The organism is Methylocystis sp. Uni0008 (assembly GCF_056838045.1).
The window spans coordinates 28,026-40,477 of record NZ_JBXEJH010000004.1; the positions used below are offsets into that span (position 1 = coordinate 28,026).

General features: G+C 60.6%; 12 protein-coding genes and 1 pseudogene. 8 read left to right on the forward strand and 5 right to left on the reverse strand.

Translation table 11 applies throughout. The annotated features are described in order from the left end of the window. Window positions 1-3: 3 nt before the first annotated feature. Complete coding sequence (locus AC0X69_RS22890; protein WP_482614141.1) at window positions 4-402, reverse strand: hypothetical protein; 399 nt, start codon at window positions 400-402, stop codon at window positions 4-6. A 416-nt stretch (window positions 403-818) separates the two neighbouring features. On the opposite strand from AC0X69_RS22890, the gene AC0X69_RS22895 reads away from it, so the two are divergent. Continuing rightward, window positions 819-1,226 carry a MobC domain-containing protein gene (locus tag AC0X69_RS22895; protein ID WP_482614143.1) on the forward strand — a complete coding sequence of 136 codons (408 nt, stop codon included), beginning with the start codon at window positions 819-821 and terminating at the stop codon, window positions 1,224-1,226. Beyond that, a complete protein-coding gene (locus AC0X69_RS22900) occupies window positions 1,223-4,189 on the forward strand; it encodes an LPD7 domain-containing protein (protein WP_482614144.1) in 2,967 nt (988 codons plus the stop codon). The genes AC0X69_RS22895 and AC0X69_RS22900 overlap by 4 nt, the downstream gene beginning before the upstream one ends. A gap of 257 nt (window positions 4,190-4,446) precedes the next feature. Here AC0X69_RS22900 and AC0X69_RS22905 read toward each other — a convergent pair whose 3' ends face one another. Genes AC0X69_RS22905 through AC0X69_RS22915 form a run of 3 tightly spaced genes read right to left on the reverse strand, consistent with a single transcriptional unit; the run spans window position 4,447 to window position 6,122 of the window. Further along, window positions 4,447-4,545: a 4-fold beta flower protein gene (locus AC0X69_RS22905; RefSeq protein ID WP_482614145.1), complete on the reverse strand. Its 99-nt coding sequence runs from the start codon at window positions 4,543-4,545 to the stop codon at window positions 4,447-4,449. An 18-nt stretch (window positions 4,546-4,563) separates the two neighbouring features. Continuing rightward, entirely contained in the window at window positions 4,564-5,088 is a 525-nt protein-coding gene (locus AC0X69_RS22910; RefSeq protein ID WP_482614146.1) for a PIN domain-containing protein, read from the reverse strand. Beyond that, window positions 5,085-6,122 carry a helix-turn-helix domain-containing protein gene (locus AC0X69_RS22915; RefSeq protein ID WP_482614147.1) on the reverse strand — a complete coding sequence of 346 codons (1,038 nt, stop codon included), beginning with the start codon at window positions 6,120-6,122 and terminating at the stop codon, window positions 5,085-5,087. The genes AC0X69_RS22910 and AC0X69_RS22915 overlap by 4 nt, the downstream gene beginning before the upstream one ends. Window positions 6,123-6,277: 155 nt before the next feature. On the opposite strand from AC0X69_RS22915, the gene AC0X69_RS22920 reads away from it, so the two are divergent. From AC0X69_RS22920 to AC0X69_RS22940, 5 genes and pseudogenes are all read left to right on the forward strand, one after another. Beyond that, window positions 6,278-6,502 carry a DUF2188 domain-containing protein gene (locus AC0X69_RS22920; protein ID WP_482614148.1) on the forward strand — a complete coding sequence of 75 codons (225 nt, stop codon included), beginning with the start codon at window positions 6,278-6,280 and terminating at the stop codon, window positions 6,500-6,502. A gap of 9 nt (window positions 6,503-6,511) precedes the next feature. Then, window positions 6,512-7,021, forward strand: a complete 510-nt coding sequence (locus tag AC0X69_RS22925; RefSeq protein ID WP_482614149.1) for a hypothetical protein — start codon at window positions 6,512-6,514, stop codon at window positions 7,019-7,021. Window positions 7,022-7,374: 353 nt separating this feature from the next. Beyond that, a pseudogene (locus AC0X69_RS22930) lies at window positions 7,375-7,813 on the forward strand (TIGR02391 family protein). 49 nt (window positions 7,814-7,862) lie between these two features. After that, on the forward strand, window positions 7,863-9,212 hold the full coding sequence (locus AC0X69_RS22935) for a DUF4365 domain-containing protein (RefSeq protein WP_482614150.1): 1,350 nt from the start codon (window positions 7,863-7,865) through the stop codon (window positions 9,210-9,212). Beyond that, complete coding sequence (locus AC0X69_RS22940; RefSeq protein WP_482614151.1) at window positions 9,209-10,663, forward strand: argonaute/piwi family protein; 1,455 nt, start codon at window positions 9,209-9,211, stop codon at window positions 10,661-10,663. Before AC0X69_RS22935 ends, AC0X69_RS22940 begins: the two co-directional genes overlap by 4 nt. A gap of 63 nt (window positions 10,664-10,726) precedes the next feature. On the opposite strand, the gene AC0X69_RS22945 is transcribed toward AC0X69_RS22940, so the two are convergent. Next, window positions 10,727-11,026 carry a hypothetical protein gene (locus AC0X69_RS22945; RefSeq protein WP_482614152.1) on the reverse strand — a complete coding sequence of 100 codons (300 nt, stop codon included), beginning with the start codon at window positions 11,024-11,026 and terminating at the stop codon, window positions 10,727-10,729. 508 nt (window positions 11,027-11,534) lie between these two features. On the opposite strand from AC0X69_RS22945, the gene AC0X69_RS22950 reads away from it, so the two are divergent. After that, window positions 11,535-12,425 (forward strand): ArdC family protein, encoded by an 891-nt coding sequence (locus tag AC0X69_RS22950; RefSeq protein WP_482614154.1) that lies wholly within the window; start codon window positions 11,535-11,537, stop codon window positions 12,423-12,425. Window positions 12,426-12,452 lie beyond the last annotated feature (27 nt).

Below are 12,452 nucleotides of genomic sequence, written 5' to 3' on the forward strand. Positions count from 1 at the left end.
CTCCTAGATTTCATCGCGGTCGCGGCGCACGCGGAAGGACGACGCGCGCGGCACAGGTTCAGACTCGGTGGTCCCGATGGATACGGGCCTTGTAATTTCGGATGACGTAGGCGCCCGCATTTTCCCATTCGCGCGGAAGGGATGGTTTCCCCGCTTCGAGCCGCGCTGGGCCTTTTGTTCCGTAAGCTGTTTCAACACCCGAAACAGCGACGGCGCCGAAATCACAATCCCCTGCTCTCTGAGGTAATCGAGAAGTTGAGCATTCGTCAGTCCCCGGCCTTTCGCCTTCATCAAAGGCCCATAGATCGCGCCAATTTGTTCGCGCAGCGTGAGCCGGCGGTTCGGCTTCAGCGCGTTAATCCCCTCTTTCAGACGCTGCACTTCCTCACCGGTCAGCTTCATGCGAGCCTCTAATAAAATGGCAACTATTTAGACCCACTCCCTTCCTTACGCAAGACCTTTATGACAACGACGCGGAGCATCTTGGAGATTGATCTGATATGCGCCTGATGCGACGGTGATAATTTTATGCGAGTCCGTTGGGTCTCTGTGTGAGACGCTTTCGATGTTGATCTAAGAGCCTCGTGAGACTGTCTTGATAGTGCACTGAGAGTGGTTCGAGACTGTCTTGAAATCTGCCAAAACCATTGAAAAACGTTGAGAAAATGGGGGTTTTCGGCTATGCAAAGCGAAGAGTGGTGATGAATGGCAGGATAGGGATTTTGTGAAACAAAATCTTTATGTGCGCTCGCCGCGCCGGCCATATTCGCGTCCGGCAGTTTGCCAAAGGCAAACCGGACGCTAAGGACTATCGACGAATGGCGGACAAGCGACATTACGATCGGCGCAAGACGCGATTTATCGGTTTCCGCGTCGATGAGACGGAGGCGGCGGCGTTTCTGTCATTCTGCGAAGCGAGGAATCTGACGACAACAGAAGCGCTGCGTCGCATGGTTCGCGCGGCCAGCGACATGGGGCCGACGTTTGACGGCGAAGGACGCGTCGAAGTCGTCGAATTGACGCGACAGCTGCGCGCGATCGGCGTTAATCTCAATCAAGCCGTTCATCATATGAACTCGGGCAACGCTTTCCCGGGAGAGAATGTGCGCGCGTGGCTTATCGAAGCGCTTGGGATCATGCGGGCGCTCGACGCGCTCTACGCGTCATTGACGTATCGAGCGCGGAGACGCGCCGAGACGGCGATCGAGAAGGACTGCGCCTCATGACGACTCTCGCGGCGCTTGATCTTTCGATTCTGACGGAAGGCTTGCAGCGTCGTCTTGCGGCGAAGAATCGGGCGGCGCTGGACGATCTTGCGGCTGCGGTGCAATCGGCTGAGCGTTACCGCGCGCAAACAGCCAACAGCTCGCGCGCGGCGCCCCGGCCCCGACACGACGAGCGGCCGGACACAGGGCCGCGCGCGCCGGTGCCAGGCGAGAAGTCCCGGGCCGACGATGAATTGCGCGTGATGCGCGCGGCGGCGGCAAAGGGTGGCATCTCGCAGAACGGTGCGTCGGCGGGAGCGTCGCCCGCGAAGTCGCGAACTGTGCGCCCCTCAATACCGGCGAGGAGCGGCGGCGCGCCTGCGGTGAGCGCGGCGACCTCAACTTCTCGGTCGACGTTGATCGCGAAAGCCAATCTTGCGGCCGGGTCGCAGGCGGCGGTCGTCAAAATCGCGAGTTTCGGTTCAGGCGCGGCTCGGGCGCAGTCACTGCTGAGCTATCAAAGCGACAAGGGTGAACTGACGCTGGAGCGCCATGACGGATTGATGATCGCCGGACAGCGCTCCGTCGCCGACTTCGCCGCCACATGGCGCGCCGAAGATGGACGCGCGCCGTCCAACGACGTGCTGCAGTTCACAATGCAGTTCGACGGTGCGCTGGAGGCAAAGCAGGCGCAAGACGCGCTCGCGGAGGCCCTTCGCGGCCATCACTATGCCTGGCGCCTTTCGCAGCGTGACGCGCACAGCCGCATTGACATCGTCATGACGGCGGCGAGCCGCGAACGCAACGCAGGCGGCCGGCTGCACCGGATCTACGACAATCAGCGGTCGATTGACGGTTTGCGCGATCGGTTGGAGGGCGCATTCAGCCGGGACGCCGAATTTACCGACCCGAAATGGGCGCATGGGGTGGAGGGCGCGACGACGGCGCTGGCCCGACTTACCCGCGCCGGTGAGATAGACGCCTATGGGCCTGACGGCCGCGCGCTTAAGGACGAAGCGGAGCGCCTGGCGCGCGGGCGGCCGAACCGTTTGCCGCGCGCCGCGTCGCGTGAGGCCAACATCAGCCTGGAAATCTCTAAATCCTGGCGGCCGCATATGCGATCGAGCGCGCCGCGCGACTTTGCGCATGTCATTTTGAGCGCCAAGCCCGGCACAGACAAAGAGGCGTTCATGGACGCCGCGCGGGCGACGCTGGGGCGCGCGTTCGCCGGTCATGAATATGTTTTCGTCATGCATAGGAACCGCAAGCATATTCATGTGCATGCGGCGGTTCGCCTTGTCCGGGACGACGGCAAGCGGCTCGACCCGAAAATTCAGGATTTTTCGCGCTGGCGCGATACGCTCGCAGCTGAAGCCCGTGCCCGCGGCATCGCCATGGAGAATGTCCGGCGGTTCGATCAGGCGCATGCGCCAGCCTACAAACTCAAAGACGTGAAAATGATGGCGCGCGGCATTGCGCCGCCGAGCGTTCGCCGGCGCGTCGAGCGCGTGAAAACCCGGGAAATTTACAGGCCGACGCGCGAGGAGGGCCGGCGGCGCGCGCAGGACGCCGCCCGCCAATGGCGGAACGTCGCCACCCTGTCGACGCGCGGCGCGCCGCCGCCAGCGCCCGGCGCCGTGCGGCTTTATCGTCTCGACAGCGGCGGCGATCGACGCGGCGCGCTGTTCGCTGCTGATCTGGCGACTGCTGCGGCTTATGCGAAGCCGGGCGTCGCCGCACGGATGATTTATGTGGACGTGCCGGCCGCGCGCGTAACCGAGCTGAAATCCTCGCGAACGCAGCCCGGCAAAGTTTTTGTCGTGCCGCGCGCCATCAGCGCACTAAGCCGACCGTTGGACGGCGCGCCGAGCGCCGCTATCGCGCATTTTCAGCGCCGCGCCGAGAGCGCTCTAAGCGGTCGCGCGCCGTCGACCGACACAGAGGAGAAAGGCCCCATGCGAACAACCGAAACGATGATCGCCGCGCGCGACAGCATGGCCGATACGATTGCGAAAATCGACAAGGCGCTTCCCGACGATGAGGCGCGCGCGCAATTCGCCGAACAGTCGCGCCGGCTACTCGACAAGGCCGACGAAGCCATCGCCGCGCAAACCAATCTCGAACAGCAAAAGGCGGATGTGCAGGGCGACCGCTACGTGAAGCCGGAGCCCGCGCGTGACCTCGGGCCGATTATCACGTTCGAGCGTAAGGGCGACGAGATCCATTACCACCGACACGACGCCACCGGCGCGCTGCAAACCCTCGCCTTTGTCGACAATGGAAAGCAGCTCGATATTCGCGACTGGAATAATGCGGATTCCGTCAACGCCGCGCTCAAAGTGGCGTCCGAAAAGTGGGAAACGCTCAACATCACCGGGAGCGACGCTTACAAGGAGACGGTCTCGCGGCTCGCCGCCGAGCATGGCTATAAAATCACAAATCCCGAGATGCAGGATCGTATTCGCGAACTTCGCGCCGAGATCGAAGTGAACCGCGCGCGGATTGCCGAGGGCCAGGGGCCGTCGGACCAAAGGCACGAGGCCGCACCGATGGCGCGGCAAGACAAACGAGACGAACCTGCCCGCGCTGAAGGTCCCACCTCGACGGCGGCCGAGCGCGATATTCGCCTACAGGAGATTCGGGGGCAGGTCGATCGCGAAGCGGCGCGCGAGACGGAGCAGGCTTACCGCGCCAGGGAAGCGAAAGAAGCCCATGACGCGCAAACGAACGAGCAGACGCCTTATCGCGCGCAGGCCGAGGCCGCAAGCGCGCGCGAAGCGGATCGATCCATGGAGGACAACACGCGCCGCGAAATGCCCGCCGATCCCCGGCAGAGCGAGCAGATGCAGAACCTTCGTGACCAGCAGTCGCGCGTGCTGAAACAGGAGGAAGAACAGCGGCGCGTCGACCAAGAGAACGCGGCGCGCATCAATCGCGAGCTGGCGCAGCCTCGGAGGCCGGAAGGCGAAGGGGAAAGTCAATAGTAGGGGCGTTCTTCTGCCCTGCCATTCGGGTTGCTTTTTAGTGTCACAAAACCAGGGACGAGAGCGCGCCTGTATATCCGGACCTCGGAACGCGAGCACAAAGGTTAGCTCTTCGCGCTAGCGCCGCGGGCTTTGCCGGTCTACATCGAACAGCTCTCCGAGCGGGAGAAACTGTATTCGTTCGCTTTAAGATATATCGTTCATCAACCAGCTCACCCCAGAATTGGCCGTCGGCATGGAACACACGCCCTTCATCGTCAAATCCATCCCAGATGGTTTGACCGTACATCATACACGCGGCCATTCTGAACAAAGGCGCAATACCTTCCTGACCAAGTGTATAGCGGCGACGTCATGGTTGTCTCCTAATCAGGCTACCCACGTTTCAGCAACCGGAGGCGTCGCTCGATTTCTGCTTCTGGCAGGAAGACGGAGGCGTCCTCTCCCCATGTTTTTAGCGCCGCGACGAGCACGGTATCCCCGCAGAGCGCGGTTCGCTTCAGTTCGTCGATAATCCAAAGGACCCCATGCACCCGCAGGCCATCTTCGCTAGCAGCGCGGCGAAGCAGCCCGTCGCCTGTCAGAAGGATGGCGCCTTCAAAACAGCGCGTGGCGACAAGACAGAAGCAATCGTTCGCCGAGAGTTTCGGATACGAGGCCTTGATCGCAAACACCTCCGAAACGCGCTCCGCCGGCAGGTCAAGCGTCTCCATTCCCCCGCCGTCGAGGAGCGCCCATTCCTGGGGTGAGAAATCCAGCAACTCGGAATGGCGAACGGGATATGGAATGACGAAGCTATAAGGCAGCTTTAGCAACACATGAAGCAGCCGACCCTTACGCAAGTCGATAAGGCAGGATGCGTCGTTGACAACGATCGTGGTTGCGCCAGCGCCACTCACGAATTACGCGGCCCCCGGATTTGCTCTTCGATTGAGGCGAGAGGCCGCTTCAACAGTTGCGCAGCTCGGAGCGGGGAAATCAGCTCTTCCGCCAGGGCCCGATAGACAAGGCGCTCGAACCGCTGCGGCTTCTCGAACGTCCCGAACCCCTCCCCGTCACGGATCGGCTCCGGTTCACTGGTGCGCCATGCGCGCGCATAGGTGCGAAACGCATACTCGACAGTCGTCTCCGGCAGCAGGCCTACGTCCCGTAGCCGAATGAGCATTGCGGCGGCCGAAATGCCGTAAAACTGCTTTAGGCGGATGAGTTCGTGCCAGGTAATTCCTTGTCGGTTCTCGCCAAGCTCCCCCCGCAGGTGATCCGTCGGCGCGAGAAAGGCCCCGGCGAAGCGGTTCATTGCCTTTTCGAGTTTGATTTCCGGGTTGGCGCTTCCGCGAACGACCCGATGAGCCAGCTCATGCGCGAGATTGAAGCGCTTCCGCTCAACATTGGTTCGGGTCGAAATGACCACCACTTCGGTATCCGGCTTGCCCCCGCTCTGCTTCACATCGCAGGCAAGGCCGTCAAACCGCTCCGGGAGGTCCGCTTCTATGACCTTGATCCCCTTGTCCTCAAGCAGATCAGTCATGCTGGGGATCGGATCGTTCCCGAGCTTCCAAACCTTCCGCAGCTCGCGGGCCTTCTCGTCAATTGCTGCCTCCCAGCTCTTCACGCTGTCGCAGCGGACCTTTGCGAAGGGGTCCTCTGGCGCCTCCAGCCCCAGAATCTCTTCGACCGCGAGATAGTCTTCGAGCTTCTCGATGACGATCGCTTCCGCGCGTGCGCGGTCCTGTGCGGAAGTGCCCGAGTGCTTCCGGAATTCCATCCCTGACAGCTCGACGACCTGAGTGCTCATCAGGAAATCGAGTGACACGCCGAGCGCCTTGCTCAAACCCACGAGCACGGATGAACTCGGCATCATCTTACCAGTCTCGTATTTGCCGATCGCTTGCGCCGAGACCGCCGGCGAAACCTGCGCAGCAAGCGCCTGCAACGATAATCCTGCCTTTTTTCGCGCCAATCTCAGCCTGTCTCCAAACACCACGTCCCCCATTGATTTTTATTGTGGTTGACGAACCCCATTTGTTCTTTTATTCTTAAACAGAATGTTGGCGTTCTTGTCAACAAGAAACTTTGAAAGGTGGGCAAATGTCAAAGAAGAATCAGCATGTTGTCCCGCATGACGACGGTTGGGCCGTTCGCGGCGAAGGTAACCGCCGCGTCACGTCTATCCACGATACCCAGCAGGAAGCGATTCGCGCCGGCCGCGACATCGCCCGTAACCAAGGGGCGGAGCTTTTCATCCATGGCGAAAACGGCCGCATACGCGAGCGCAACACCTACGGCGACGATCCGTTCCCGCCGAAGGGCTAAGCGCGCTCCATGGGCGTCTCCGAGCATACGCAACGCGGTAAGTGGTCACAGCCGGGCGTTCCCCAGCGCGGCTGGACCTGCGTTGACGTAGACGATCTCGGAGAGCCTTCGCAGCTTTGCGAAATGTGTGAGAGCGTCGATATTCGCTTCGTACATCACATGCAGCACGCTGACTACTCGGACATCCTCGCCGTCGGGTGCGTATGCGCCGAGCACATGGAGCAAGACTATGTGCGTCCGAAGGAGCGCGAAAAGCGCCTGCGCAGCGCCGCCAGCCGGCGCCGCACCTGGGCGAACCGGCAGTGGCGCGTTTCCGAGAGAGGAAACCCATATCTCAATAGCGAGGGGTTCAACCTCACGGTTTTCTCGCGCGGCTCCCGCTGGACCGTCTCAGTAGCGAATCGAGCAAACGGCAATTCGCGCATCGGGGTGAAGACATACGAGAGCATGGAAACAGCGAAGGCCGCGGCTCTCAATGCGCTCCTTTGGGCGAAGGAGCATCTCTCCTTACACCCGTAGGAATGCTTCACGGACACAACATGAGTTTCTTTACCCAGCCCCAGATTCGAGCAATTGCGGACGCGCTAGGCGATACGAACGACGGTCTTACCGGTTCCGAGATCGCAGAGCTGCTCGCCATTTGTTCGATCGCGGACGTAGACCCTGCCCTGACAAAGCGGCATCGCCTCTATAACGCCTTTGTCAACGACCAGAACCAGAGACAGAACCGCAGGCACATCCTCGGCTTTATTCGCAACGCGATGAAACCTGCCCGCTTCGTCCGTTGCCGTGAACGCTTCGAGCCAATGCGCACCCTGCTCAACCAAGCCCTTTCGTTTGGAGGGCTTGCAATAGACTCCGCAGGGACCTTTATGGTTGTCGAGGAGGCCCGGACTTTATCCGATGCGCAACGCCGCGCCGAAGAGCTGCGCGCCGATTTGACCTCCCGAGGCGTCCACCCTGACGTGTTGAAATTTTGCAGGGAAGAGCTGCTACCCGACAACTATTTTCACGCAGTTATGGAAGCGGTGAAACGCGTTTCCGATAAAATTCGTAATCGAACCGGCCTCACGGATGATGGATCGATTCTTGTTGATCGAGCGCTTGCCGGCACACCCCCGATGCTTGCAATCAATCCTCTGAAGACGGAGCGAGACGAGCGAGCAGAAGGGATTCGCGAACCTGTTACGAGGAACCTTCGGAATGTTTCGAAATACAACCGCTCATGAAGCACGCATGAACTGGCCCATGGCAAAAGCAGATGCGGAAGACCTACTTTCACTCGTTTCTCTCATTTCATCGCCGGCTTGATGGGGCGTACATGCCTCCTCGGGTATGAGCCTTGGACGCAGGAGGAAACATGTCCGAATCCGATGTTCGCCCGAAGAAAATCCACCTCAACCAGATTACCGGGGAGCAGGGTGCGGCGCTCGTCAAAGCGCGCGCTCATGCAATGGGCTTCCTCTACACAGTCAACGGTCCCGTGGAGGCCGGCATTGACGGCTTTATCGAGACGCGCGATCCGACGACAAGCCGTGTGAGCGGGCGGCTCGTCGCCGTGCAGGTGAAAACGACGGAAAGCCAGCTATACACAGCGGAGATTGACGACGGCTTCGAATATCTCTGCGAGCCCGAGGATATCGCTTATTGGCAAACGGGAAGCTTGCCAACGATCGTCGTTCTTGTCCGGCTCTCGGATAACACGCTTTTTTGGAAGCAGGCTCCGCTCAAGGGCGCGCCGCAGGACCTTGAGACGCGACGATTGCGCATCGACAAGGCGGCCGACCGGTTCGACGTTTCGGCCGCGAGCGCGATTGCCGCTCTTGCCCAGGATCAGGCGCAGCCGGGCGTATGGCTTCCACCTTCGCGCGAGCCGGATTCCTTGCTGTTCAACATGGTCAAGGTGCGTCTGCCAGAGACCATTCAGGTTGCCGCCACCACACACTGTCAGGGACGGGATGTGCTACGCGCCCTTCTTGAATTGTCAGATCAGCCGCCGACCGAATGGGTTGCGAAGGGCGGCCGTCTCGTCAGTTTCCTTGACATCGACTCTTCACCTCTCAGGCAAGTTGTTGATCGCGGCTCTATCGAGGAATTCCCAGTCGAGCAGTTCTCGCTCGAAGACGACGAGGACGAAAGCAAGCTATTTGTCGAGCTTCTCAACCGCACGCTTCGAGCGCAGCTTGACCCGATGCTCATCTGGAACCGCTTGTTGCGGCTGTATCATTTCCCGCCATCCGAGCCGGGTATTGACCGGACGCTTCAATACCAGTCGCTCAAGAACGAAACTTCCCGTGAAGTCGTGAAGGCGAAGCGCAAGGCCGATGGGAAAATCTCGTATGTGCGTCACAGCGCCTTCGCCGGGCGCTTCTGGCGCGAATTCGACGAGTGGTTTCTGTCTATCGAGCCGAGCTATGTGTTCACATGGGACGGACGACGGCCTGACCGCTTTGCCGGTGAGCGCATTTCCAAGCTCAAACGCCTCGAAAATAACGCCGCTATTCGCGGCCAATTTGTCATGTGGCGCAGCCTTCTCACGGGCTTGGGGACTGTTCCCGAGCAGCCCGACCTTCTCGCGCCACCACCAACCCCGGCCATCCTTTCCTTTAAAGCGCTTGAGCCGATGATGCTTCCGCGCTCCGTACCTGACGACGTATGGCGCGCGAGAGATACGCATGCGCCCGATTCTGAGGAGGAGTTACCGCTATGACGTTCCATGCGTCGCTCCTTGACGAACCCCTCCTTGAGTTCGGCGGCAATGGTCGCGAGATCGATATTCGCCTCGGGTTGATGCGGCACGGTCCGCTTGAACCTGAGCGGGCAAATCGCGTTCGCCTTGGCATCATCGGTACCGCAGACACGATCCAGGGATTCGAGCGGTTCCTTGAACGTTGCAGGGCAGGCATTGACGCGAAGGCTAGCCGCCAGCCCAACCTGTTTTTGCGCTTCCCAGGCCTTGGGAATGAGAATCCATTTCGCTGCGCTTTTGAGGTTGATCCTCATGCACGCCGCGCGCTCCCGCGTTCCGACATTGCGAACATAGTCAGCATCGTCTCGACAGCGAAGGCCATCGAGGAAGCGGTCGCGCTTTTTGCGTCGCAGGCGCAAGCGATTGCCGAGGCACCAGGTGCGCCAGACGTGATTGTGTGCGCCTTGCCACATGACCTTATCAATCGGATCGTTGACGAGGCGGCCGTCATTCCCGACGCTGATCATGACGGGGAAGAGGACGACGAGCCGACATACCTCAACTTCCGTGATCTTCTTAAGGCCCGGACCATCCACCTTACCCGGCCGCTGCAAATCGCATGGCCGACGACATGGGAGGAAACCGGTAAAGCCGTCCGCCAACTTGAAAAGATTTCCGGCCGACGGGTGCAGGACCCTGCGACCCGAGCATGGAATCTATTCAACGCGCTCTACTACAAAGCGGGGTATGTGCCGTGGCGCATCCCGCGTGACCCCGCGCAATTTCAAACGTCTTATGTTGGGATCAGTTTTTATCGAGACATTACGGGTCAAAGGTTACTCACCAGCACAGCGCAGATGTTCGACGAGCGCGGACAGGGCCTGATTCTACGGGGAGGCAGGGCGCGCACTGACAAAAAGGACCGGCATCCCTATTTGTCGCGCGAAGACGCTTACGACATCTTGCGCCGCTCGCTACAGGCCTACAACGCGCATCATTACCATCCGCCCGCCCGTGTCGTTCTCTACAAAACCTCTCGCTTTGAGCCAGAAGAGGTCGCGGGTTTTGACGAGGCCCTGCAAGAGGAGCGCGTTCGCTTGTCCGACTTCGTTTGGCTTGCCGAGCGAACGCCTTTCCGCCTGTTGCGTGACGGCGCCTATCCGCCGCTTCGCGGTACCCTACTCGAAATGGAGCATGGCGCAGTGCTCTACAGCCGGGGCAGCGTTTCCTACTTCCGCACCTATCCGGGGCTTTATGTCCCGCAGCCGATCATGTTGCGGCCGCATCGCCTGGAATCGACCATGAGCGACATCGGCAAAGAAACGCTCGCGCTGTCAAAGATGAATTGGAATTCAACGCAGTTTGACGGGTCGCTTCCGATCACCGTCCGAGCCGCTCGTTCAGTAAGCCGCATCCTCAAACACGTCTCGCCGGGTGCGATCGAGGCCCCCGAATACAGGTTCTATATCTGAACGCGCGCAGGCCGCGCGGTCTTTTGCCGGCGGGATGACGCAAAAGTGCGCCACCCGCCATTTTTACCAGCCTATTTCGTTCCATAAAATGCGGTCTTGTTCGGACCGCAGCTCTTCGAGGGAAACTTCGATCCTTTTCAGGTCGAAATCGTACATCGGCAATTGCCACGCGTCGTAAAGACTACTGACATGGCGATTCTCCGCGTTCTCTCCCGGTAAGCCTTCCGCGACGACTCGTTCCAAAAGCTCTTTCGACAAAGCTTGTGCTTGCGCATGCGTTTCCTTGTCCGAGAAAGGCACGCGGCCCCAGATTTCCGAGACGGCCATGAGGCCGCTGACCGTAAAAAGGCCGAGGGCGGACATGGCCTCCGCGACTTCGAGTGGCGTAGGCGTCAGAAACCCGAAAGCGCGCGGATGCGCCAATGGCGTAGACCAGCCATGCGAGCTGTCGTCACGCTCTTCTATGTCAACATACAGTTGGCTTTCGCGTCGATAGAGACTCCAGTTCGGCAGGATGTATTCGCCGCAATAGCCTTCGACGTAATGCGATTTCAGGCAAGGTTTCACGTAATCGCGCAGTTGCACCACATCCACTGGCTTCCAGCTTGCCGCCTCGGCAAAGATCAGGCGGGCGTGGTGGTCGTCTTTTCGTTTTCGCGGTTCCCTTGGGGCGGCCCGCAGCGCGGCCTCTCATGTGGGGACGTTGACCGGCCCCGCCTCACGATCAACGCGGCTCGCTTCCTCCGCTTCGCTTTGTGCAGCTCCGCCCCGCTTCGCGGCTTAAGGGCGTTTGATCGCTCCGCTTATGGGGCCGGTTCCCCTGCCCCCACGAGGCCGCAATCGCGCGGCCCGCGAACAAGGGGGAATCGCCATGAAGACCGAACGCTTCGACATTCACCAGCACATCACCGACCAGATCGTGTCCGCCATTGAACAGGGCGCGGGCGAGTTCCGCCTGCCCTGGCACCGCACCGGCGGAAACATCATGCGCCCGGTCAACATCGCCTCCAAAAACGCCTATCGCGGCGTCAATATCCTGACCCTTTGGGCGACTGCCGACGCCAAGGGCTACGAGTCCGGCGTCTGGGGCACCTACAAACAATGGGGCGAGAGCGGCGCTCAGGTGAAAAAGGCCGAGAAAGCCGCCTATGTCGTGTTCTACAAGGAGATCACCGTCGCGGCCGAAGCCGAGAGCAGCGACGAGTCCGAAACCCGCCTTTTCGCCCGCGCGACGCCAGTTTTCGCCGCCGAGCAGGTGGACGGCTACGTTGCCCCTGCGGAAGAGCCGCCCGCAACCGTCATCGAGCCCATTGAGGCCGCCGAGACGTTCGTCTCCCGCACGGGTGCGCAGGTCGCGCATGGCGGCTCCCGCGCCTTCTACCGCCCCTCGACAGACAGCATTCAGCTCCCGCCGCGCGAGGCCTTTATCGGCACCGCGACGAGCAGCGCCGCCGAGTCCTACTACGCGACGCTTTTGCACGAGCTGACCCACTGGACGAGCGCGGAAGCCCGCTGCAATCGCCAGCTCGGCAAGCGCTTCGGCTCGGAAGCTTACGCGATGGAAGAGCTTGTCGCCGAACTTGGCGCGGCGTTTCTCTGCGCGGATCTGGGCGTTACGCCGGCGCTTCGTCCCGATCACGCGAGCTACATCGCCAACTGGCTGAGCGTCCTTAAGGCCGACAAGAAGGCGATCTTCACCGCCGCCTCGAAAGCGCAGCAGGCCGCGAATTATCTGACGTACCTCACCGGAGAGCGCCCATAGGGCGCAAAGTCAAGAATCGGCGGAATT

Coding starts and splice junctions, on each gene's coding strand:
- AC0X69_RS22920 (WP_482614148.1), top strand. CDS start 6,278: ATGTCAAAGAAGAATCAGCATGTTGTCCCGCATGACGACGGTTGGGCC.
- AC0X69_RS22950 (WP_482614154.1), top strand. CDS start 11,535: ATGAAGACCGAACGCTTCGACATTCACCAGCACATCACCGACCAGATC.
- AC0X69_RS22895 (WP_482614143.1), top strand. CDS start 819: ATGGCGGACAAGCGACATTACGATCGGCGCAAGACGCGATTTATCGGT.
- AC0X69_RS22925 (WP_482614149.1), top strand. CDS start 6,512: ATGGGCGTCTCCGAGCATACGCAACGCGGTAAGTGGTCACAGCCGGGC.
- AC0X69_RS22945 (WP_482614152.1), bottom strand. CDS start 11,026: ATGTCCGCCCTCGGCCTTTTTACGGTCAGCGGCCTCATGGCCGTCTCG.
- AC0X69_RS22935 (WP_482614150.1), top strand. CDS start 7,863: ATGTCCGAATCCGATGTTCGCCCGAAGAAAATCCACCTCAACCAGATT.
- AC0X69_RS22940 (WP_482614151.1), top strand. CDS start 9,209: ATGACGTTCCATGCGTCGCTCCTTGACGAACCCCTCCTTGAGTTCGGC.
- AC0X69_RS22905 (WP_482614145.1), bottom strand. CDS start 4,545: ATGACGTCGCCGCTATACACTTGGTCAGGAAGGTATTGCGCCTTTGTT.
- AC0X69_RS22900 (WP_482614144.1), top strand. CDS start 1,223: ATGACGACTCTCGCGGCGCTTGATCTTTCGATTCTGACGGAAGGCTTG.
- AC0X69_RS22890 (WP_482614141.1), bottom strand. CDS start 402: ATGAAGCTGACCGGTGAGGAAGTGCAGCGTCTGAAAGAGGGGATTAAC.